This is a genomic window from Pseudomonas syringae group sp. J248-6 (genome assembly GCF_032586995.1).
GTDB classification, from domain to species: domain Bacteria; phylum Pseudomonadota; class Gammaproteobacteria; order Pseudomonadales; family Pseudomonadaceae; genus Aquipseudomonas; species Aquipseudomonas amygdali.
In genome coordinates this window covers 45,446-68,323 of record NZ_JAWHOP010000019.1, presented here as the reverse complement: position 1 = coordinate 68,323, position 22,878 = coordinate 45,446, and the positions used below count along the sequence as shown (strand labels likewise).

Annotated in this window: 18 protein-coding genes; 17 read left to right on the top strand and 1 reads right to left on the bottom strand. The window is 58.3% G+C overall.

Annotation, left to right across the window (positions count from 1 at the left end; translation table 11 throughout):
• The first annotated feature begins 285 nt into the window (after positions 1 to 285).
• The 17 genes from RYC17_RS21175 (at position 286) to RYC17_RS21095 (ending at position 22,484) form a co-directional block, all read left to right on the top strand.
• Positions 286 to 525 (top strand): hypothetical protein, encoded by a 240-nt coding sequence (locus RYC17_RS21175; RefSeq protein ID WP_147468582.1) that lies wholly within the window; start codon positions 286 to 288, stop codon positions 523 to 525.
• A gap of 423 nt (positions 526 to 948) precedes the next feature.
• Complete coding sequence (locus RYC17_RS21170) at positions 949 to 1,698, top strand: hypothetical protein (protein WP_002551426.1); 750 nt, start codon at positions 949 to 951, stop codon at positions 1,696 to 1,698.
• Between the two features lie 68 nt (positions 1,699 to 1,766).
• Complete coding sequence (tssB, locus tag RYC17_RS21165; RefSeq protein WP_005734097.1) at positions 1,767 to 2,300, top strand: type VI secretion system contractile sheath small subunit; 534 nt, start codon at positions 1,767 to 1,769, stop codon at positions 2,298 to 2,300.
• Between the two features lie 14 nt (positions 2,301 to 2,314).
• Positions 2,315 to 3,817, top strand: a complete 1,503-nt coding sequence (tssC, locus tag RYC17_RS21160; protein ID WP_046720167.1) for a type VI secretion system contractile sheath large subunit — start codon at positions 2,315 to 2,317, stop codon at positions 3,815 to 3,817.
• 25 nt (positions 3,818 to 3,842) lie between these two features.
• Positions 3,843 to 4,325 carry a type VI secretion system baseplate subunit TssE gene (gene tssE / locus RYC17_RS21155; RefSeq protein WP_058400024.1) on the top strand — a complete coding sequence of 161 codons (483 nt, stop codon included), beginning with the start codon at positions 3,843 to 3,845 and terminating at the stop codon, positions 4,323 to 4,325.
• On the top strand, positions 4,325 to 6,157 hold the full coding sequence (gene tssF, locus RYC17_RS21150) for a type VI secretion system baseplate subunit TssF (protein WP_316904377.1): 1,833 nt from the start codon (positions 4,325 to 4,327) through the stop codon (positions 6,155 to 6,157). Before tssE ends, tssF begins: the two co-directional genes overlap by 1 nt.
• On the top strand, positions 6,121 to 7,191 hold the full coding sequence (tssG, locus tag RYC17_RS21145; RefSeq protein ID WP_058400023.1) for a type VI secretion system baseplate subunit TssG: 1,071 nt from the start codon (positions 6,121 to 6,123) through the stop codon (positions 7,189 to 7,191). The genes tssF and tssG overlap by 37 nt, the downstream gene beginning before the upstream one ends.
• Positions 7,188 to 9,791 carry a type VI secretion system ATPase TssH gene (tssH, locus tag RYC17_RS21140; RefSeq protein ID WP_057454584.1) on the top strand — a complete coding sequence of 868 codons (2,604 nt, stop codon included), beginning with the start codon at positions 7,188 to 7,190 and terminating at the stop codon, positions 9,789 to 9,791. The genes tssG and tssH overlap by 4 nt, the downstream gene beginning before the upstream one ends.
• A gap of 25 nt (positions 9,792 to 9,816) precedes the next feature.
• The gene (tssJ, locus tag RYC17_RS21135) at positions 9,817 to 10,572 is read left to right on the top strand and encodes a type VI secretion system lipoprotein TssJ (protein WP_080396181.1); all 756 of its coding nucleotides are present in this window, start codon (positions 9,817 to 9,819) and stop codon (positions 10,570 to 10,572) included.
• Positions 10,569 to 11,912 carry a type VI secretion system baseplate subunit TssK gene (gene tssK / locus RYC17_RS21130; protein WP_057401781.1) on the top strand — a complete coding sequence of 448 codons (1,344 nt, stop codon included), beginning with the start codon at positions 10,569 to 10,571 and terminating at the stop codon, positions 11,910 to 11,912. Before tssJ ends, tssK begins: the two co-directional genes overlap by 4 nt.
• On the top strand, positions 11,909 to 12,622 hold the full coding sequence (gene icmH / locus RYC17_RS21125) for a type IVB secretion system protein IcmH/DotU (protein ID WP_044321978.1): 714 nt from the start codon (positions 11,909 to 11,911) through the stop codon (positions 12,620 to 12,622). Before tssK ends, icmH begins: the two co-directional genes overlap by 4 nt.
• 30 nt (positions 12,623 to 12,652) lie before the next feature.
• Positions 12,653 to 16,573, top strand: coding sequence for a type VI secretion protein IcmF/TssM N-terminal domain-containing protein (locus tag RYC17_RS21120; RefSeq protein WP_057401782.1), 3,921 nt, complete (start codon positions 12,653 to 12,655; stop codon positions 16,571 to 16,573).
• A 31-nt stretch (positions 16,574 to 16,604) separates the two neighbouring features.
• Positions 16,605 to 17,528, top strand: coding sequence for a type VI secretion system-associated protein TagF (tagF, locus tag RYC17_RS21115; protein WP_057401783.1), 924 nt, complete (start codon positions 16,605 to 16,607; stop codon positions 17,526 to 17,528).
• Positions 17,525 to 20,017, top strand: coding sequence for a type VI secretion system membrane subunit TssM (gene tssM, locus RYC17_RS21110; protein ID WP_316904372.1), 2,493 nt, complete (start codon positions 17,525 to 17,527; stop codon positions 20,015 to 20,017). The genes tagF and tssM overlap by 4 nt, the downstream gene beginning before the upstream one ends.
• Positions 20,018 to 20,172: 155 nt before the next feature.
• Positions 20,173 to 20,691, top strand: coding sequence for an Hcp family type VI secretion system effector (locus tag RYC17_RS21105; RefSeq protein WP_058400018.1), 519 nt, complete (start codon positions 20,173 to 20,175; stop codon positions 20,689 to 20,691).
• Positions 20,692 to 20,783: 92 nt separating this feature from the next.
• Positions 20,784 to 21,881 carry a type VI secretion system protein TssA gene (gene tssA, locus RYC17_RS21100; RefSeq protein ID WP_002551413.1) on the top strand — a complete coding sequence of 366 codons (1,098 nt, stop codon included), beginning with the start codon at positions 20,784 to 20,786 and terminating at the stop codon, positions 21,879 to 21,881.
• A gap of 177 nt (positions 21,882 to 22,058) precedes the next feature.
• Positions 22,059 to 22,484, top strand: coding sequence for a DUF2628 domain-containing protein (locus RYC17_RS21095; protein WP_058407938.1), 426 nt, complete (start codon positions 22,059 to 22,061; stop codon positions 22,482 to 22,484).
• A gap of 43 nt (positions 22,485 to 22,527) precedes the next feature.
• Here RYC17_RS21095 and RYC17_RS21090 read toward each other — a convergent pair whose 3' ends face one another.
• Positions 22,528 to 22,875, bottom strand: a complete 348-nt coding sequence (locus RYC17_RS21090) for a hypothetical protein (protein WP_058407939.1) — start codon at positions 22,873 to 22,875, stop codon at positions 22,528 to 22,530.
• Between the last annotated feature and the right edge of the window lie 3 nt (positions 22,876 to 22,878).

The following is a 22,878-nucleotide window of genomic DNA, read 5'->3' as shown; positions in this document are numbered from 1 at the left end:
ACCATCGCCGGGAAGGCAGCCGACAGGGAGTTGGAATGGTCTTGGTACAAACCCGCTTCGGCGGGTTTTTTATTGCCTGCGATTTTTGCTGTCGGCAAACCTGCAGATGCAAAATCTTTCCTGACGCCAGCATCCCTGCCCCTCACCCCGCTGTTCGAGCATGAACACGTGAGGTATAGCGAAAGGCTTACACGCGGCGGGGGAACTTGGCTATTTCCGAACCTGCACGCGGCGCATAAGATTGGATCCATCAAGTGGTGAACAGGGAGTTCACCAGGATCAAGGATGATCGACCATCGCCTGGGAGGCGTCCGACAGGAAGTCGGGATGGTCTTGGAAAAACCCGCTTCGGCGGGTTTTTTATTTGCTGCAAGAAAATCCGGGGACGTTTATCAGCAAGCACCTTCCTCCTTGCGCTCGGCAACAATCGGCGTGCGCTCACTCACTCTCCTGCTGCCACCTGCACCACTGGCGGTGCCATCATCCCTCATCCTAGAAATATCAGCTCACAAGACGGCATCGTGATTTTATCGTCTCGACGGCGCAAACAGCGGGCAAATAAGTTTACCTTTTTAAGCTTAATTGCGTTCGAAATCGGATCCAGATAACGCTCCAAAGCCCTTATAAATCAAGGCTTACGGCTACATTACTGCTGCAATATTAACCAGTAGTGGCTCATAGCAATCATTGCTTACTGTAACAAAACCGAGAAAATATCCACCGTCTGTAGGAACTTTCCTACTGAAAATAGTGCCATAGACCACACTGCTGGCTAGACGACATCTATATGCCAGCACCAAATCCTTCCTCATAGTGGCGGTGCGTTTTGCTTTACGCACATGGCAAAACCACTTCATGAGCAGGTGTGCAGTCGAGAAATTCGCAACTCTTCCCCGTCCCCGGTCTGATCCGGGAAGCGGTCGTGAAGGGTTCAAGGACGATGTACCGATGACTCAGACGTTCGATATAGAAGCATTGATCAAGCTGCGCAAGCAGACGCGCGCTATTTCTGACGCGCTCAAGGTGCAGGCGTCCGACTATCTGTCGACCCTCGCGTTGCTGATACGCCCGCAGACATTCTTCGGTGAATACCTGCAGGGCGCGCAACGCAGCAGCGGTCGAGAAACTCAGCACCATTTCAAGGAGCTCAAGGAGCTCTATGACCGCATTGCATCGGCAGAGCCGTTCAAGCTGGTCAATGAACTGGAAGTGCCGCTCAACCTGATCAGTACGACGCCCGAGCTGTTCCCGCTCGAATACGACATGGTGCTGTCACAAAGCGGGCAGACCATACGCATCACCAGCCCGGTGCGCTGGGTGGTGGGCTTCAACTCGTTCGATCTGGCGCAGTTTCGCAAGGTAATCAAGGACCCGAATCGCAGTAGCGCCGAGCTGTATCGCTACGTTGTGCATTATCTGGTCCTGTTCTATTGCCTGAGCAAGTCACCGGGCATGAGCCGCCTTTTCGAAGGGTTGCGCTTCCCGGTCAGTTTCGAGCGCTTGAAAGACTTCGGCGATCTGCCGTTCTGCGTGATCAGCTCACCGGTGCGCTCCGAGCTGCCGGATGAGTCGGTCATTCGCAACAGCACGCAGATCGCAGGCAATACAAGCTTCGAAGAGTTGGTCGGGCACGAAAACATTCTGGAAATGAACGATGAAATCCGTCAGCGCCTTTTGCTGACGATTGAAGGACTCTAATCGCGCCTGGCCTGTCCAGGCCCGGTACGCAAACGACTTGCAGCGAGTTGCTCGCACAGGAGATGACGATGGCGAAGAAGGAAAGTACCCAGCACAAACTTGACCGCGTTCGCGCGCCTCGGGTTCATATCACTTACGACGTGGAAATTGGTGATGCTCAGGAAAAGAAAGAGCTGCCATTCGTTGTAGGCGTTATGGGCGATTTCTCCGGCAACCCGCTGGAGCCGCTGCCCAAACTCAAGGATCGCAAGTTCATCTTCATCGACCGCGACAACTTCAACGGCGTCCTGAAAGGCATCAAGCCGCGCCTGGCGTATCGCGTCGACAACACCCTGGCAAAAGACGGCACCCAACTCGGTGTCGAGCTGAACTTCAATGCGCTGGAAGACTTCGAGCCGCAAAACGTCGTGCGTCAGGTCGAACCGCTGCGCAAGCTGCTGGAAGTGCGCAACAAGCTGGCTGACCTGCGTAACAAGATGGGTGGCAACGACAAGCTTGAAGAACTGCTGATGGACGTGTTGCAGAACACTGAAAAGCTGAAAACCCTGGGCAAGGAGTTCGGCCGTGAAGCCGCCGTTCCTGCCACCGACAGCAAAGAGTAAGGAGGAGCCTGACGATGACCGATAAGCAACCCGTGACTCAGCAGGACAGCGCTCTGGTTGAAGTTGAAAACTTCGCCCCGCAATCCTCCCTGCTCGACAGCATCATTTCCGAAAGCCGCGTTGCACGCTCCGAAACCGAGCGCACCCGTACCCGCGATCTGATCGGCGAACTGGTGGCACAGGTACTTGAAGGCGAAATGACGCCAAGCAAGGACCTGATTGCCGTGCTCGACGCGCGCATCGCCGAGATCGATTCGATGCTCTCCGAGCAAATGAACGAAATCATGCACGCCAGTGAGTTTCAGCAACTGGAAGCGTCCTGGCGCGGTCTGAAGTATCAGGTTGACCAGACCGAGACGAGCACCACGCTAAAAATTCACCTGCTCAACGCGTCGAAAAAAGACCTTGTGCGAGACCTCAAGGCCTCGTCCGAATTCGACCAGAGCGCACTGTTCAAGAAGATCTACGAAGAAGAGTACGGCACCTTCGGTGGTGCGCCGTTCGGCATGTTGCTGGGTGACTACGAGTTCAACCGCAATCCGGAAGACATGTACCTGCTGGAAGAGATCTCCCACGTGGCAGCCGCCGCCCACGCACCATTCATCTCGGCTGCATCGCCTGAGCTGTTCGGTTGGGACTCGTTCACCGACATGGCCGGCCCTCGCGACCTGGCGAAGATCTTCGATACGGTCGAATACGCCAAGTGGAAGTCGTTCCGCGCCTCTGAAGACTCCCGCTATGTCGGCCTGACTCTGCCGCACGTGCTGGGTCGCCTGCCATATGGCCCGGATACCACGCCAGTCGAAGAATTCAACTTTGTCGAAAGCGTCGACGGCCGTGACCACAACAAATACTTGTGGATGAACGCTGCCTACGCACTGGGCACCCGGGTGACCGATGCGTTCTCCCGCTACGGCTGGTGTGTGGCGATCCGCGGCGTGGAAGGCGGCGGTCTGGTCGAAGGCCTGCCGACCCACACCTTCAAGACTGATGACGGCGAAATCGCGCTGAAATGCCCGACTGAAATTGCCATCACCGACCGTCGCGAAAAAGAGCTGTCGGACCTGGGGTTCATTCCTCTGGTGCACTGCAAAGGCACCGACTATGCCGCATTCTTCGGCACTCAGTCGACCCAGAAGCAGAAGCAGTACAACACCGACATTGCCAACGCCAACGCTCGTCTTTCGGCGCAACTGCAATACATCTTCGCGACCTCGCGTATCGCTCACTACATGAAAGCGATCATGCGCGACAAGATCGGCAGTTTTGCATCGCGCAAAGATGTCGAGTTGTTCCTCAACAAGTGGCTGTCCAGCTACGTGTTGCTGGATGACACCGCCAGTCAGGAAGCCAAGGCCAAGTTCCCGTTGCGCGAAGCGCGTGCCGAAGTGTTTGAAGTGCCTGGCAAGCCTGGCGTCTACAAGGCCGTGACTTACCTGCGTCCGCATTACCAACTGGATGAACTGACCGCATCGTTGCGTCTGGTCGCCGAATTGCCGCAATCGACTCGCGGCTGATCCATCACTTAGCCAGGGAGGCAACATGAGTAGTCAACACAAGCTGTTGCCTTCATTGCTGGATCGGTTGCTCGACGATCGTCCGCATCAGTCCGTGGAATCGTCATCGCAACGGTTGAGTTCGCTGGCCGATTACAAGGCCAGCATCGTTCGTGACCTGGAGATTCTGGTGAACACTCGCCAGTCTCTGGTCGCTAACGAGCTGGAGGGTTTCGCCAATCTGAGCGGCACCATCCTCGATTACGGTATGCCCGACTTCACCAGTAGAAGCGTGCTCGACCCACAGGACCGTCTTTTGATTCAGCGCCAGCTGGAGAAGGCAATTACTGTCGGTGACCGACGTTTCCGCAGCGTGAAAGTCCAGTTGCTTGCACAACAGACCGGCCAGCGCATGCTGACTTTTCGTGTGGACGCAGTACTGCGTCTGCAGGACATTTCGCGTCAGGTTTCCTTTGACGCCGTGCTGCAGGTCAACACTCAGGAATACAAAGTGCAGAACCTCAACTGATGCTCGACGATCTGCTGCCCTATTACGAGAAGGAACTCTCGCACCTGCGCTTTCTGGGCCAGGAATTTGCCGCTCAATATCCGAAGATCGCTTCGCGATTACTGATTGAGGGCGACAACTGCGAAGACCCGCATACCGAGCGCCTGATCGAGGCGTTCTCGTTCCTGTCGGCGCGCGTACACAAGAAACTCGACGATGAGTTTCCTGAAATCGTCGAGTCGTTTCTGGAGGTGCTGTACCCGCACTACCTGCGTCCTACCCCTTCGGTGTCCATCGTCGAGTTCAACATGGGCAAGCAGGAAAAGGTCACCGAATCCTATCGCGTAGCCCGGCACACCGAGCTGCATGCCACACCGATAGACGGAATAGTGTGCAAGTTTCGTACGTGCTACCCGGTCGAACTGTGGCCAGTGGCAGTGCAAAGTGCTTCGTTCATTGAAATGGAGCGTTCGGCGTTCAACGGCCACAGTGCAGACCTGATTGCACGCTTGCGCATCGGCCTGGGTGCGACCTCCGACGTCCTGTTCGGCAAGATGGAGCTGGACCGACTGCGCTTTTTCCTTGATGGCGAAAGCACGCTTATGCATCAACTGTATGAGCTGCTGTTCAACAACCTGGCCAAAGCGACCCTGTCGTTCGAAGACGAAGGGCGCATTCGTGAAGTGGTACTGCCCGCCGACGCCCTGAAGTCTGTCGGCTATGGTCTGGATGAAGGGCTGGTGGATTACTCGGAACGTTCGTTTCTGGGTTACCGCTTGCTGCACGAATACTTCACCTTCCCTGACAAGTTCATGTTCTTCGACCTGTCAGGCTTTGCCCGTATTCTGGCTGGCAAAGAGATCGCCAAAGTGGAAATCAATTTCTACTTTTCCGATTACGACCTGACGGATCGTCTGGCACGCCTGACCCAGAACATCGGCCGTAACAATTTCAAGCTCAACTGCACGCCCATCATCAACCTGTTCCGCCAGCAGGCCGAGCCGATCAAGCTGACTCACGTTCAGCATGAATATGCGGTAACGCCGGATGTGCGCCTGCAAAGCTCTGCCGAAGTGGTCTCGATCGATCGCGTACGCCGGGTGAAGAAGATCAACGGCAACGATCAGGTCGGCACCTGCCATCCGTTCTTTGAACCACGCGGTGATCAAGGCCCCGGTCAGAGTTTCTGGATAGCCCGGCGACGTCCGACGCAGAGCCGACAAAGCGATGGCTCGAACATGTTCATCCGCGTCGTGGATCGGGATCTGGAATTGATTGATTCCAACAACGACACACTCAGTATCCGCCTGACGTGCAGCAATCGCGATTTACCACTGATGCTGCCTTTTGGCGGCGAGCGCGGGGACTTCAACATTCCCTCCAATTCGGTGATCAAGGATATCCGCTGCCTGCGCAAACCGACGGCGACGGTGCGCGTGCCGCTGGGCAACGGCGTGATCTGGCGGCTCATCTCGCACCTGTCGCTGAACCACATGTCGCTGGTTTCGAAGGGTCGCGAAGTGCTGCTGGAACTGCTGTCGCTTTACAACTACCGCAACGTGTCGGCGATTCGCAAACAGATCAACGGGATCGTATCGGTGACCAGCGAACCGGTTGTGGCGCGCATCGGGCATCCGCGCCCCAACTTTGTACGCGGCGTCGGCATCACGCTGAAATTCGATGAAAGCCAGTACACCGGCAGCGGCGTGTTCCTGTTCGGCATGGTGCTGGACCACTTCTTTGGTCAGTACTGCTCGATGAACAGCTTTACCCAATTAACCCTTCGCACCGTGCAGCGCGAAAAGAGAGTGGTCCAATGGCCCCCGCGAACAGGCGATCAACCCCTGGTCTGATTGACCAGGCAAGGGCTGAGCCGCACCGATTCGAATTTTTTCAGTTGGTGCGTTTGCTTCGCCTGCATTACAGCAGGAATGGGCGCATGGACCTGGAAACCAGGCCGCATGAGGACCCTCTGCGCTTTCGTTCGCAGCTGTCGCTGAACTTTCCGGCCAGTGAAGTCAGCGACCTGCAGTTCGAACGCGAAGGCAAGCTCTCGGCGGCCGGTTTGCCGCTGTCCGAGGTGCAGGTCACGTTCATGGGCCTGGTCGGCCCTTCAGGCGTGCTGCCGAGCCCGTACACCGAGCTGCTCATCGATCGGCATATTCAGTACCGAGACGACGCTGCGCATGCGTTTCTGGATATTTTTTCGCATCGCATGACCACGCTGTTTTACGAGGCGTGGCAGAAGTACAAGTTTTACATCGAGTACGAGCGTAACGGCACGTCGAACTTTGATCGTTATTTGCTCAACCTGGTGGGTTTCGGCCCCGAAGCCTTGAAGCAAAAGTTCGACAAGGGCGAGTCGCCATTGCGTCGCGAACTGTTCAGCTACTTCTCGGGGATGTTCGCCCAGAAGCCGCGCAACGCCCTGAACCTTGAAGTCATGCTGAGTTTTTATTTCTCGCTGCCGTTCAAGATCCAGCAGTTCGCCGGGCGCTGGCTGAAGCTCGACAGCAGCCAGTGCACGCAGCTGGGCCGCAAGAACGCCGTGCTGGGGCAAAGCGCCGTGGCTGGCAATCGCGTCTGGGATTACCAGTCGTGCGTGCGTATCGAAATGGGGCCTCTGGAACTGGCTGACTACCAGCGCTTTCAGCCGGGCACCGAGGATTACCAGAAGCTTGTTGAACTGGTGCGTTTTTACATCGGCGCCGAACTGGACTTCCAGATTGCGCCGAAGCTCAAGCGCGAAGCTGTACCCGTGGCCCGCCTGGGTCGCCAAGGCAATGTATCGCTGGGCTGGCTTGGCTGGCTCAAACGCCCCGGTGTCGACGTGGAGCCCTCCCGTTGCGCTGTTTTCCATATTCCTTTTGATGGGGTCTCCCTGTGAACCTGAAGTCCCTGTTCGCCAAGCTGAACGAAACGAGCCGCACTGCCACTGAAAGCGCTGCTGCGCTGTGCCTGTCGGAGAACCACTACGACGTTGAAGTCGAGCACTTGCTGCTGCAATTGCTCGACAACAACGATAACGACCTGCCAGTGATCCTGCGCCACTACGACGTAGTGCCTGATCGCCTGCAAGCACAGCTGGTCACCGCGCTGGGGACGTTCAAGAAAGGCAACACACGGACGCCTGCGCTCTCGCCGCACATCACGCGCATGATCGAGCAGGCCTGGGTGCTGGCGTCGATCGAGTTCGGTCAGTCGCAGATCCGCACCGGGCACCTGATTCAGGCCTTGCTGGATGACGATGCCCTGCGCCGCGTGGTCATCGGTTCTGCACCGGAGCTGGAGAAGATCAACGCTGACGACCTGCGCCTGAACATGAGCGCGCTGGTCGAAGGCAGCCCAGAGACCAAACTGAGCAAGCCGCTGGCCAACGCCGACGCCAGCACGGGCGCAACCACCAAGGGCAACGGCAAGACCCCTGCCCTGGACCAATACACGGTCAACCTGACCCAGAGCGCCCGCGATGGTCGTATCGACCCGGTGCTGGGGCGCGAGTTCGAAGTGCGGCAGATGGTCGACATCCTGACCCGCCGCCGTCAGAACAACCCGATCCTGACCGGTGAAGCGGGTGTGGGTAAAACAGCCGTGGTTGAAGGTCTGGCGCTGCGCATCGTGCAGGGCGACGTGCCTTCGGTGCTCAAGGGCGTCGCCATTCACACCCTGGATCTGGGCCTGTTGCAGGCCGGTGCAGGGGTCAAAGGCGAGTTCGAAAACCGCCTCAAGTCGGTCATCGAAGAAACCAAGCGCAGCCTGCACCCGATCATCCTGTTCATTGACGAAGCCCACACGCTGATCGGCTCGGGTGGCCAGGCCGGGCAGAACGACGCAGCGAACCTGCTCAAGCCTGCCTTGGCGCGTGGCGAGCTGCGCACCATCGCCGCCACCACATGGGCAGAATACAAAAAGTATTTCGAAAAAGACGCAGCGTTGGCCCGTCGCTTCCAGGTCGTGAAAGTCGAAGAGCCTGACGAAGACAAGGCCATCCACATGCTTCGCGGGCTGCTGGCGAAGATGCAGGAGCACCACAAGGTTACGGTGATGGACGAAGCACTGGTGCAGGCCGTACGCCTGTCCAACCGCTACATCACCGGCCGCCAACTGCCGGACAAAGCCGTCAGCGTGCTCGACACTGCTTGCGCACGCGTCGCACTGGGCCAATCGGCACAGCCAGGCGCGCTGGAAGACTGTAAGCGCCACATCGACAACCTGAATGCAGAAATCACCGTGCTGGAGCAGGAAACCGCCAAGGGCAGCGACCACGCTCGCCGTTTGAAGGCCCTGCACGAAGAGCTGAAAGCCGAACAGGAAACCCGCGAGTCACTGGAACAACAGTGGAAACGCGAGCTGGAGCTGGTCGAAAAACTTGGCGCACTCAGCGTTCCGGAAGACGGCGCGCCTGATGCTGAGCAGATCGCTGCAGTGCGTGCCGAACTGGCCAGCGTGCAGGGCGAGCAACCGCTGGTCCATGCACTGGTAGACGGCGGCACCATCGGTGAAGTGATTTCCGGCTGGACCGGTATCCCGCTGGGCAAGATGCTGCGCGACGAAATAGACACCGTACAAAGCCTGCCAGCGCTGTTGGGTGAACGCGTGCTGGGTCAGGATCATGCGCTTGAAGAGATCGGCAAGCGCATCAAGATTTCCCGCGCACGCATGGAAGACCCGAACAAGCCAATCGGGGTGTTCCTGCTGCTCGGCCCGAGCGGTGTCGGCAAGACCGAAACTGCGCTGGCGCTGGCTGACACGCTGTATGGCGGCGAGCGTAACGTCATCACCATCAACATGTCCGAATACCAGGAAGCCCACACCGTCTCCAGCCTCAAAGGCTCTCCGCCGGGCTACGTCGGTTACGGCGAAGGTGGCGTGCTGACCGAAGCCGTGCGCCGCAAGCCTTACAGCGTGGTGCTGCTCGACGAGGTGGAGAAAGCCCACCCGGACGTGCTTGAGCTGTTTTTCCAGGTCTTCGACAAAGGCGTGCTGGACGATGGCGAAGGTCGCGAGATCAACTTCCGCAATACGGTGATCATTCTCACCTCCAACACCGGTACTGATCGCATCATGCAGTGGTGCCTGAACACCGAGCAGAAGCCGACCCCCGATGACATCGTGGAAGGCCTGCGCGACGAGCTGAATCAGGTGTTCAAACCGGCGTTCCTCGGTCGCTTGACCATCGTGCCGTACTACCCGGTTCAAGACGCGATTCTGGAACGCATCGTCGGCCTGAAACTGGAGCGCATCCGCAAGCGTTTCGAGCGCAATCACCAGGCGGTACTGCGTTACGACGAAGCGCTGATCAAGGCCATCGCTTCGCGTTGCACGGAAGTCGACAGCGGCGCACGCAACATCGACAACATCCTGTCCAAGACCCTCATGCCGGAACTCGCCCAGCGAGTGCTGGAGCGGATGGCGCAGGACAAGCCGATTCAGAGCCTGACCATCGATCTGGGCAGCGATGGCGACTTCGCTTACACACTGACCTGATCGATCACCCCATAGGTAAGACGTGATGAATAAAAGACTTCAAGGCAATTGTTCCTCGAAGCCAGCCTTGGCAAGGTGCCTGGCTGTTCTGGCAATGATGCTGGCTCTGTCCGCCTGTGGCGTGACGGACCGTGTCGCCAAGCGCATGGATGACACCTGGGCTGGCGACATGATGTTTGGTGACAACGAAAAAGTCATCCTGACGACTGACGGCGGTAATCAGCTCAACCCCGATGAATACGGCAAACCGCTCTCGGTGGTGGTGCGCGTTTATCAACTGGCCTCTCTGGAGCGCTTCGAGTCGATCAACGCCGACAGCCTCTGGGATGATCCGCAAAAGGCTCTGGGCAACACACTGGTTGATAGCAAGGAGCTGATTCTGTTGCCAGGCATAGGGCAAACCGATCAATGGCCGCTGAACCCGAATGCCTCGTATGTGGGCATCGCGGCGTTCTTCCGGACCGACGAAAACAGCCGCTGGAAGGTCGCGTTCGACGCCAACACGCTGCGCAAGGACGGTATCTGGTTCTCGTCCGACGGTGTGCGCGTGCTGGTGGACAACAACTACATCCTCGCCGTTCGTGGCGTGGATGTGTTGAACAAGCTCAAGACTGAAGAGCAGTTCGCCAAATCCAATTCGATGCCCGAACAACCCGCCGGCAAAGGTATTACCGAGCGAGTGCAGGACGCCGCTGTCCAGCAGGTTCAGGACTCGGCCGGCAGTGCTGCGAAAAAGGCAGCGGACTCACAATTCAATTCTCTGTTGGAAGGCGCCAAATGAGTAAACAAAGCCGCGTGATGTGGTCGGAAGGCATGTTCCTTTTGCCACAACATTTCCAATATCAGGATGAGTTTCACCAGCATCAGCTTGCTGAGTCGACACTGCGTTCCACGCCTTTCCATTGGGGCGTGCAAACGCTGGAAGTCGACGTCGAGGCATTGGCCACAGGCTCGTTGCAGCTGAAGCGCCTGAAGCTGGTGTTCCCTGACGGCAGCCTTTACGACGCGCCACAGCATGACCCGCTGCCCGCCGCCCGCGACCTGAAAAACCTGACCAAAGGCGGAGAAATCAAGGTCTATGCGGCGCTCAAGCTGCCCGAGCCCTTTGGCCTGAACTACGTTGAAGATGGCCAGGAACAGAAGAGCGCCCGGCGCTTTCGCAAACAGTTCGACACCCTGCCGGACCTCAACGAAGGCGATCTGGAAAACGAAATCACCAGCCTGCGTCTGAACGTCGTGATGCTGGTCGATGGCGACACTCTGGATGGCTACAGCTATTGCCCGATTGCCCGACTGGCACGCAACAGCATCGGCGGCTTCAACCTGGATGCGCATTTTGTGCACCCTACGTTGCACGTGGGCACCCACGAGACGCTGGTTGGCCTTGGCAGACGCCTGATCAGCGTGCTGCAAGCCAAGAGCAAGGCACTTTCTGGCCGCCGCCGCGAACGTGCCGACCAGATTGCCGAGTTCGGTTCCAGCGACGTTACGTTGTTCTGGCTGCTGAATACGGTCAACCGTGCCTACCCGCAACTGGCCCACCTGCTGGCGCACCCACGCCTGCACCCGGAGCGCCTGTATCTGTTTCTCGCGGAACTGGCGGGCGGTTTGCTGACGTTCTCGCTGGACACCCAGCTCACTGACATCCCCGATTACGATCATCAGGACCCGGCGGCCTCGCTGGTGAAGCTCGACGAACTGGTTCGTCTGCTGCTTGAGAACGTGATTCCGAACCAGTGCATCGTCATCAATCTGAGCCAGGTCCGGCCTTCGTACTGGCAGGGCCAATTGCTCGACCCACGCCTTACCGAAGCGGATTTCTATATTTCAGTGCATGCCGACATGCCCGGCTCCAGCCTGCTGGAACTTGTGCCGCGTGCGTTCAAGGTCGGCTCGCCGGAAGACATCGAGGTGGTCGTCAACAGCGCCATGCCGGGCGTCACCCTGAACCACTCGACACGCCTGCCAAACGCCATTCCGGTGCGCCTGGACAACCATTACTTCTCCATCGAGCCACATGGCCGGGTGTACGAACGCATGATGGAAGCCCAGGCCATTTCCTTCTACGCGCCCAGCGCGTTTACCAATCTCAAGCTTGAACTGTTGGCGGTGCTTAAATGACTGAAGCCGTGATGCAAGGTGCCGCTGCGGCTGCAACCGAAAAACCTACGCTCAAAGACCTGGTACGTGACTTCATCACCATGGCGCTGATTGTCCGTCGCGGCCGCCAGGCGATCTCGGTCACAGCATTCGAGGCCAGCGTCGATACTTTTTTCGCCAACCTGGAGCGTCAGGCGCGCAGCGCCAATTACAGTGTCGACCAGGTGAAAGACGCGCAGTACGCACTGTGCGCATTCCTTGATGAGAGCGTGCTGCGTTCGGGCGACAACGATATGCGTCGCCACTTCGAAATGGAGCCGCTGCAGTTCCGTTATTTCGGCGTTCACCTGGCGGGCGAAGGCTTCTTCGAGAAAATCGAACTGCTGCGCGCCGACGTGAAAAAGAACCTGGATGTGCTTGAGGTGTATCACCTGTGCCTGGCGCTGGGTTTCGAAGGCAAGTTCGGCCTCGGCCAGAAAGACCAGTTGCGCTATCTGGCCAACACGCTGGGCCAGGACATCGCACGCTACCGCAAGACGCCAAAGGCGCTGTCGCCTGACTGGGCATTGCCTGACCAGGTGTCGCAGATGCTTCGCCATGAAGTTCCGGTATGGCTTTACCTGGTGCTCATCGCCCTCGTGTGCCTGGGTGTCTATCTGACGCTTGACTGGTTGCTGGGCAAAGACGTGGCCGCGTTGGCCGAACAAATCAGCCAACTGTTCAATGCTTGAGTCCCGATCAGGTAACCGAGTCAGGAAGACATGAAGACATTACTGCGCCTGTTAAAAAGTTTCTGGTTCCTGGTCCCGATACTGTGGCTGATCAGCCTGGCTGTCTGCTGGTTTTTCGCCCCCAGGATCAGTTGGCTGCAAGGCTATACGCTCGAAGCGATGGCGATCATCAGCGCCTTCTATCTGCTGTTGATCGTACTGCGCCAATACCGACGGATTCGTACCGAACACAACCTCGAAAATCTGGTTCAGATCGAAGTTGACCGCTCGCTGAAATCCACCGGTGAGTTCCGTGATCAGCAAGTGCTGCGCGACCGCCTCAAGCATGCCATTGCCATGCTGCGCACCGATCGCTCGGCAGGCGGTGGCGGCTCCTCGGCGCTCTACGATCTGCCCTGGTATCTGGTCATCGGCATGTCGGCGGCAGGCAAGACCTCGTTGCTGACCCGTTCCGGCCTGTCGGCCAGCATTGCCAGTAGCGCCAATGACACGGAAAGCGGCACCCAGCACTGCGATTGGTACTTCAGCCCTGAAGCCGTGATGATCGACACCGCGGGTCGCTACCTGCGTGACGATCAGTCTGCCAGCGAATTCGCTGCGTTCCTGCGTATGCTCAAAAAGCAGCGCAGCAAGGCCGCCGTCAATGGTCTGGTGCTGGTGGTCAGCCTGCCAGAGCTATTGGCCGCCTCTGCCGCCGAGCGCAACGAGATGGGTGCGCGCCTGGTAACGCGCATCGAGGAATATACCGATTGCCTGGACGCCAACCCGCCTATTTATCTGATGCTGACCAAGACCGACCAACTGCCCGGCTTCAACCAGGCTTTCGACGGTATGGACCTGCATGAGCGCCAGCAGCCGCTGGGCATGACGTTCGGTCTGACAGAGATCACCACAGAAAGCCTGCGTTCGGTGCTCGATCGCAAACTGGCGAACCTGCAGGCGCATGTCAGCCGTCACGTCGATGCACAGATGATCGCGCTGGGTGCCGACGCCAACAGCGCCCTGCTCAACTTCCCCAACTACTTTGCCGAGCTGTCGGCGATACTCGAACAGTTTCTGCAGCATTTCGCGCGCAGTAACGTCAACGGTACCCAGTTGTTGCTGCGCGGCCTGTATTTCACCAGTGCCCTGCAAACCGACAAGCAGCTGACACCGGTGTATGAAGACGAGCTTTCAGAGTCGTTCGTCTTGCGGCCAGCGACCGCACCCGATGCGCTGGAAGAGGGCGAACAACGGAAAATCAGTGATCGCAGTTACTTCATCACCGATACCTTCCGCCGCGTCATTTTCCCTGACCGTGACCTGACCCTGTACCAGTCACGTCATGGCCGCGACAAATCACTGGGGCCGATTGTCATCGCTCTGGCGCTGTTCGCCGGGCTGGCCTTCATCGGCTGGCAGGCCCTGTCGTTCCAGAAAAACCGCGAGTGGCTGGCCGCGATCAGCCAACAGTTGACCGAACTGGAACAGTCCCCGGACCGTGCCCAGCGCCTCGCCTCCGGCCAAGGCCTGGAATTGCTGCGCAACCAGCTGGCTGCCATCGAGAAATACCGCACCAAGGGCGTGCCTCTTCAGCTCAGTGGCGGCCTGTACCGTGGCGACGATATCTACTTCGCCACCCAGACTGCCTACCTGCAGCAACTGCGTACCCAGGCGCTGGAACCGATCACGCTGAAACTGCAATTGCAGATGCGTGAATTCAACGAGTTCGCCAAAACCATGGACCCGCAGTATGGCTTCGGGGCTACACCCGCAGGGTCGGAAACCAAAACGGGCAAGGTACGCGCTCAAGGTCAGAAACTGCTGGACCGCGGCGCGCGCAACGTCGCTGCGGGCCGTCCGACCAGCCTGAGCAGCATCCCGCGCAGCACCGGCGAGGTTGCCAATCGACTGACCGGCGCAGCAAGAGGCACAGCCAGCCAGACGCGCAGCGAAGCGATTGCCGCGCTACGCAACCCGGCCACTGCCAACGATGCTGCCGAGCTTTCAGCCACAACAGGCGGCTTGTCGTTGTCGGAAGAGATGCTCGGGCGACTCGATGAACGGCAAGTGGCGTCCATCATCGAGTCATACAACGCCCTCAAGCTCTATCTGATACTGACTCAGCCGACCACGCATCCGGAAACCGAGTTCGTCAACGCAGCGTTGCCGGTGGCCTGGACGGGCATTTCCAGCGAGACCAATCCGATCAGCGACGACGTCATCGAGGACAACTCGCCGGTCTACGTACAGCTGCTCAAGAATGGTGACGCGCCGGCCATGCCACGCAATGAGCAACTGATCGACGAGACCCGCAAGAGCCTGAAGTTTTTCATGATCTCCAGCTCGCTGGTGGACCGTGAATACCTGCGCCTGCAACTGGAATCCAGCCGTCAGTTCCCGGCAATCGGCCTGAATGATCTGGTACCTATGCCGGGTCGCCAGTTGCTCTACGGTTCGGAGGCTGTACCTGCGATTTTCACCCGTCAGGGCTGGGAAGAGTTCGTGAAACCCGAGCTGATCAAGCTGGTGTCCGGCAACCTGCGTAACGAGTCGGACTGGGTTCTGGATGGCGAAGGCGGCGACAGCGTGGTGCAGAAAGCCAACTTCGTCCGTGAATTCATGGCCCGTTACAAGCGCGATTACACGCAGGTCTGGTACACCATGATCGACAGCGTCGGTGTGCGCCGCTTCAGCGACATGGCCAACGCCACACAGCAGTTGTCATTGCTCAGCGACGTACGCAATTCGCCGGTCAAACTGCTGCTGTCTGCCGTCAACGACAACACGCAATGGGACGTGCCTGCACCTCGCGAAGCGCAACAGACCGGAGTCAAACGCGACGATGGCTTCTGGGGCAAGGTCAGCGGTATCTTCGACAACAAGGAAGCTGCGGCCAGCGTACTGATCTCGCCATTGCCTGCGGTGGATGACGGCAGTCTGGCCAAACGCTTCGAACCTGTATCAAGGGTTTTCGCAGCGCAGAATGCCGAAGGCGCTGACAGCACCATCATGGATCGCTACCTGGCAGCGCTGCGTAAACTCAAAGTGCGGATGAACAACATCCAGCGCTCGCAGGATGTCGGCAAGAGCAGCAAGCAGTTGATCAGCGAAACCCTTGAAGGGCAGCCGAGCGAAGTCACTAACGTGCGTAACTACGTTGAAACCACGGTCGATACCAGCCAGGGCGGGCTTTCCACTTCGCTGCAAAGCCTGTTCAGCCTGCCGATTCAGTTCGCCTGGGAAACGCTGCGTGATCCGGCTGGCGAACAGATCGCCAAAGCCTGGGCCAAACAGGTCGCCAAGCCTTGGGAACAGGTCATGGCTCACCGGTACCCGATTGCTGCGGACAGCCGCAACGAGGCCTCGGTGAAAGACCTGCAGCGTTTCGTCGACCCGGAATCCGGCCTGCTACCGAACTTCAAGCGCAACGAAATCGGCAACCTGTCCGATGGCGAAGGCCTGGGTATGGGCAGCGGGTCCAAGGCTGCGCCGCTGGTCAATCCGAAAATGGTCAGCAACATTGACAAGGCCAGTTCGCTGGGCGAGGTCATCGCCAGCCTCTCGGATCGCGACAATGGTTTCGAGATCATGCTGGAGCCGTCGGCCTACTTCACTGACATCATCTTCACGCTGGATGGCCAGGAGCAGCATTACCGCAACGGCAAGACCAGCTGGAGCCGCTTCTCATGGCCGGGTACCACGACAGCACCGGGCGCACGCCTGGATGTGGTCACGCTGACCGGCGAGCGCATCACCGTGTTCGACTACACCGGGCGCTGGGGCCTGCTGCGCATGAACGACAGCGCACGGGTCGCCGACCTGGACGGCATTCAGCAGCGTTTCAGCTGGAACACGGCAAAGGGGCCGGTCAGTCTGGTGGTGCGCAACTATGGTGGCGTGAAGCTGACCGACCTGGCGAACGTCAAGGCGCTGAGCGCGCTTAACGCAACAGATGGGCGGACCAAGTGAGGATGCACATGCTCGATCTGGAGGGCGGTCGATGATTGGCTGCTTCGGAAAAGTGCCCGCGAGCGCAGATTTCGTCAGCCTGCATGGCGCCAGCGACGATGTCTGCGAGTTCGATGCATGGCTGCAGGGCGCTCTCGCCGACATGCAGCACCGCGAAGACTGGCGCACGCTGTTCGATCGATTGCCGGTGTGCTTTTTCAGCTACCGGGCACGCAGCGGCAACTGGCTGGTGGGCGGTTTGATCAGTTCCAGGGACTCAAGCGCTCGGCGTTATCCGTTCTTCATCTTTCAAACGGTGAAGTCCAGTGACGCCGGGCTGTTTGTGAACCCGTTCACCCTGAGCGAACTGTTCGCCGGGCAGATCAAACCGCTGCTGCACATGGCCGCACAGGGCGAAGGCACCTCAGTGCTGTTCGAACGCATCAGGGCCTTGCGCCCGTTGCAAGGACAGGACTTTGAACTGTTCCGGCGTGTGCATGAGAAGTTTCTGGTGAACTTCACCCTGCGTGACATTGCGACTTCGCTGGAGAGCTCATACCCCGAGTTCATCAGCAATGCCGTGCTCACCCGACTGCAAGCGCTGGGTCGCCCGTCGTACAGGGCACCGATCGGTATTTCGCTGCCACTGCCTGCCGAGCGAGGCTTGAAGAACCCGACAGCAGATCTGTGGGTCAATTGGCTGACACGCATTGACCCGAACAAGGCAGTGCCGCAAATCAGCATTCTGGCGGACGACTTCATGCGCCCCCGACTGTTCTGCTTCCCGTCGCGCAACACCTCAGGCGTGTACCGCGTGGTGACGGGCGTGGGCGAGCATTCGGAGAACTATGACGTGCTGGCACCCTTTGACGCGTTCGACGAACACCACCGAGGCCATGTGTTTCCAGACATTGACCGCCCTCTTTATGACGTTATCGACCGCTTTGTCGATGTGCTGGATTTGAAGTCCGTATGAACAAGATCAAATACTACTTTTTGCGCTACCAGCCCTATGTTCTCGGGGTCTGCTTTTTTCTGTCGATCTTCATCATCTGGAGCATCGGCCGTGCCCTGGGCTTCAGTTCGATGAACAGCCTGCTGACGGGAATAGGCCTGTTCCTGCTGCTGTCGGCGGCGTATGTGCTGTTGCTGTATCGGGGCGTATCACAGCATCAGAACCTGGAGGGTCTGCTGCGTGATGACGCCGATCAGGCCGTGCTCAACGCCAGCCCGGCGGATCGCGAAGAGGTCAGCCTGCTGCGTGAGCGCTTGCTGCAAAGCATCGAACGGTTGCAGAGCAACAAGCCGAACGGCAGCAACGCCAAGGACGCGCTTTACGCCCTGCCCTGGTATCTGGTGGTGGGTCAGCCCGCAGCGGGCAAAAGCACCATGCTGTATCAGTCGGGCCTCAACTTCCCCTACGCCGAGCGCGAAGGCGCACGCGTCGCCGGGCTGGGCGGCACGCGCAATTGCGACTGGTTCTTCAGCTCGGAAGCCGTGCTGCTGGATACCGCTGGCCGCTACATGAATGATCAGCAGGAAGCCGGCAAATGGCGCGCCTTTCTGCAATTGCTGCGTCAGCATCGCCAGCGCAGACCGCTAAACGGCCTGATTGTCACGGTCAGCATTCATGACATTCTGCAATCCTCGGTGGAGGATCAGGAGCGCATCGCCAAACGTCTGCGCGAGCGAATCCAGGAAACCCACGCGCTGCTGGAAGTGCGTCTGCCGGTGTATCTGGTGTTCACCAAGTGTGACCTGGTACCGGGCTTTGTCCCCTTCTACCGCCAGCTGGATGATGTGGCGCGTGGCGAAGTGATGGGCAAGACCTTCCCGCACAAGGGCTTCGAGCAAGCTGACTGGGGCCAGCGCTTCGGTGTGGCGATGGACGAGCTGATCAATTACTGGAAAGAGATCGCCAACCAACAGCTGGTGCTTCAGGACATCCAGATCACGCGTCAGGACACCGCGGTGTATCGCTTCCCGCTGGAGCTGGAAGCCTTGAAACCGCGCCTGCTGATGTTCGTCGATGCCCTGCTGCGCGCCAACCCGTATCAGAGCGCCGAGATGCTGCGCGGTTTCTACTTCACCAGCGCACTGGACGCCGACCAGCCCGAGATGGGCGGACACACCCGTCAGGTGACCGAGCGCTTCCAGCTGGAAAGCGAGCAGAACCTGGTCGACGGCAATGCGCAGCCGCACCCGCTGTTCATCAACAGCCTGTTCCGCAAGGTGATCATTCCCGATCAGCATCTGGTGGCGCTGTACACCACCAACCATCGCGAGCGTCGCCGCAAGGCTGCGTGGATTGGCGGTGCCAGTCTTGTTGCCCTGTTGATCTGCAGCCTGTGGGGCTGGTCGTACTGGAACAACAAGGACAACATCCAGTCCATTTCCACCGAACTCGCCCAGGCTGCAGCCGATGACAGCAAAGCCACCGGTCAGTACACCGAGTGGCAAACGCTGGATCGCATGCGCTTCTGGACTTCGCTTTACTACGATCGTCATCACGACGAAGGCGTACCGCTGCGCCTTCGCCTGGGTCTTTACCGGGGCTATGACGTCGAACCGTTGCTGCGCACGCGCTACTTCAACCGTCTGGAAACGGTGATGCTCAAGCCGACCGCAGACAACCTGACGCGCTCGCTTTACCTGCTGACCACTATCAAGGTCTACCAGCGCAATGCCAAAGACCTGATGCCGGTCACCGGAGTCGACAGCGTCGAACCCAAGGCACTGCCGCCGGATAACCGCGCGCAGTCCATCGCGGCCTTCGGCAAGGCGACGCTGGATACTTACGTCATGTTGTCGCGAGCGCAGCGCGAGAAGGCTGACCCGGCCTTCCTGAAAGCGAAGATGCCTGATTACTGGTACCCGGCCATCGCGCGCCAGACCGGCAAGACCATCACTGCGAACGCCGAGGCAGGCTCCAATCAGGATTACGAGTACGCCAGCCGCCAGATCAACTTCTACAGCGATCAGATTCACGAACTGGACGTGCCGAGAATTCTCGACAACGCATTCCTGACATCCAGTTCGCGTAATTACATCAACAGCCTGTTGACGCAGTCGTTGAAGGCTATCGAAACCATCACGCTGGAATCGGACACCCTTTTTGCCTTTGGTCGTGCCGACTTCCAGAGCCTGAAAACCGAAGGTCAAAACCAGTTGAGTGCGATCGCCGGCAAGCTGTTGAGCACACCGAACATCGGCAAGATCGTGATTGCAGGCCACGCCGACCAGCTGGGCGACCCGCAAAGCAACATGCAGGTGTCCAAGCAGCGTGCGCAGACCATCAAGACTTACCTGGTCGGCAAGGGCGTGCCCGCCGAGCTGGTGGACGCGGTCGGCGAAGGCAGCGAGAAACCCTTGGTCAAATGCGATATGCAGCAGCCGAGGGCTCAGTTGATTCAGTGCCTTGAGCCGAATCGACGCGTAGAGATCGAAGTGCGCGCGCTCAATTGATCGCGCAGTGCAAGCAAACCGAAGCCCGGGTTGTCCACATGAGACCAGGGCCGTGGCAAGAGAACCTTTCTTGATCGTTTCAAGAAGGTTAATCAAAAGGGTCGTGTTCTGTCTTTAGACACCACAACCTTAAATGAAGAAAGGAGACGCAGAAAATGGCATTTGACGCATACATCCAAATCGACGGCATCCCGGGCGAAGTTCTGGACGACAAGTTCAAAGACTGGATCGAAGTGCTCGGCTACGAGTTCGGCGCTACCCAGGCCACCTCCGCCACCGCCAGCTCGTCGGGCGGTGCTTCGTCCGAGCGCGTTGCACTGAGCGACTTCAGCATCCGCAAATCTGTGGACAAGGCTTCTGCCAAGCTGTTCGAAGCGTGCTGCAAAGGCACTCACATCGCCAAGATCCAGCTGAACGTCAACCGTGCTGGCGGCGACAAGCTGACCTACCTGACCATCAACCTGGAAGAAGTCGTTGTGTCTTCCGTGAAGGCTGTAGCAGGCGGCAACCAGAAAGGCGAAGACAACGCCGTCAGCGATCTGCCGATTGAAGAAATCAGCTTCAACTTCGCTCGCATCAAGACTACCTACACCCAACAGAGCCGTTCCGATGGCCAGGGTGGCGGTAACGTTACTGGCGGCTGGGACCGCACTGCGAACAAAGTATTCGCATAAGTCTGTGACACCTCGGGTCGCGCAAGCGGCCCGTCTTCAGCACCGTGTCTGCCCAGGCACGGTGTTCTTTTATCCTCTGATCAGAGTTGACTATGTCTGAATTTCTCAACGACCTTTCGCTTGCCGATCTGACGGCGCCCATCAACGGGGGCAGCGGCGAAGACCTGAGCTTTTCCACCCTGTTCGATCAGGTCAAGGAAGCTCGTCGAGCAGACCCCGATTACCTCACCCAAGGTGACTGGCAAACCGATCTGAAGTCCTCGGACTGGGATCAGACCATCACGTTGGCCGCACAGGGCCTTGCTGAACAAAGCAAGGACCTGATGCTCGTCGCCTGGCTCAGTGAAGCCCTGGCGCACAAATACCACTTTGTCGGCATTACCTTCGGCCTGACCGTGGCCGAGCGGATCCTGCAAAATTTCTGGGACGATCTGTACCCGTCGCTGGAAGACGGCGTAGAAGAACGCGCTGCCCGCCTGGCCTGGCTGAAAACCACGCTGACCGAAGTCGTCGGCGGGCTGCCAATCACCCAGGGGCAGAACTTTGGTCTGTTGCGCTACGACGAGTCGCGCCACGTGGAAAACCTTGCGCTGCAAAACCCCAAGGCCATGCAGGCTGCTGTTGACGAAGGCAAGATCAACGCCGAAATCTTCCAGCGCTCCGTGGTACTGACCGACTCGGACCACCTGCGCCTCAAGGCCAGCGAAATCGCTGCCAGCCTGTACGCCTGCCAGCAGCTCCAGGCCACTGCCGACACCCTGTTCGGCCGCGACGCGCCCAGCCTCGTCACCCTGAGCGACATCCTGCAACGCGCCGGGCAACTGACCGAAAAGCTGCTCAAGGACCGAGGAATAGAACTGAGCCCTGCCCCGGCAGCCGCCGCTCAGACCGCACCCGAAATCGCCATCGACCAACCCGCAGGTGCCGCGATGACCCAGACCACCCAGGACAGCGCATCCGCACCACTGCGCACCACCCCGGCCACTCGCGACGAAGCCTTCACCATGCTCGCCGGCATTGCACAGTTCTTCAAAAACACCGAGCCGCAAAGCCCCGTCCCGTACCTCATCGAGCGCGCCATCAAGTGGGGCAACATGCCGCTGGAAGGCTGGCTGAACGACGTCATCAAAGACAGCAACGTCGTGGACAGCATTCGCGATGTGTTGGGCACGAAAGAGCCTAAGCAGTAAGGGCGATCTGGTGGATCGGTCTGTATGAAGGTGCGTACAGACCGTCAGGAAATGCACTACAGGATGAGTCCGTCTGTATGACTGACTTGCCCTCGATTTACCCGTATTTTGCGTCTTACCCAGCGCAACAACAGGGAAAGACCATTCACATGATTCACACACATCAGGGATTAGAGAATGAACACGTCAGACCCGGTAAACGCATCAGGCCACTACAGCGACAAATGGAAAGAACGCTTCGCCTTTTTTGAAGCGCATGGCGGCCCGAACGCACCAGGGTTCAGACCCGCGCTCAAGCAACTGCCATTTCTGAAAAAAGTGAAAGTCAACTTCAACTTCTTCGCGTTCTTTTTTGGGCCGGTTTACCTGTTCATCCTGGGGCTGTGGAAGAAGAACCTGTCCTTTATCGCAATGATAGTAGTGGTCTCTATCGTGCTGGACATGGTGATGGAAATGTTTGAGTTCCGCTATGCCAAGGAGGCCAGTTCTGCGGTCGGTTTTGTGTTTAATGCGTTGTATGGGCAACTGACTAATTACGCGTATTACCTCAAGGAAGTGAAAGGCGAGCAGAGCTGGAATCCATTTGAGGGGTTGCGTTGGTGAGGCGCGAAGCGTGTCTGCTGAAGGTTAAACGCTGGAAGCTCGGCTATTTGTGGAACTGGATAACTTGAATCTTCCCGTTCTCCACATTCACCGAGTAGGTCACACCATTCCAGCAATCTGCGATGACCTGAGCGTTGTCATCGCAGTGAAGACTCATAAACGGCTTGTCCGCCTGCGTACCGTGCGGGCCTTCCTCGATCTGCCAGAGCACTTCGCCAGCCATCGAGAAAGCGAAGATGTTCCGGTTGAAGCCCTCGCCCGGCGGGGATTCAAGCCTGATTAGCACTATCCCCTTAAACAGCAGAAACGTGTCCGCCGGGTAAGGAAGGCAGACTCGCTGACTTTCTATCCAGAGACTCCCGTTCTCGATCCGACAATGATGAGAGCTCATTAC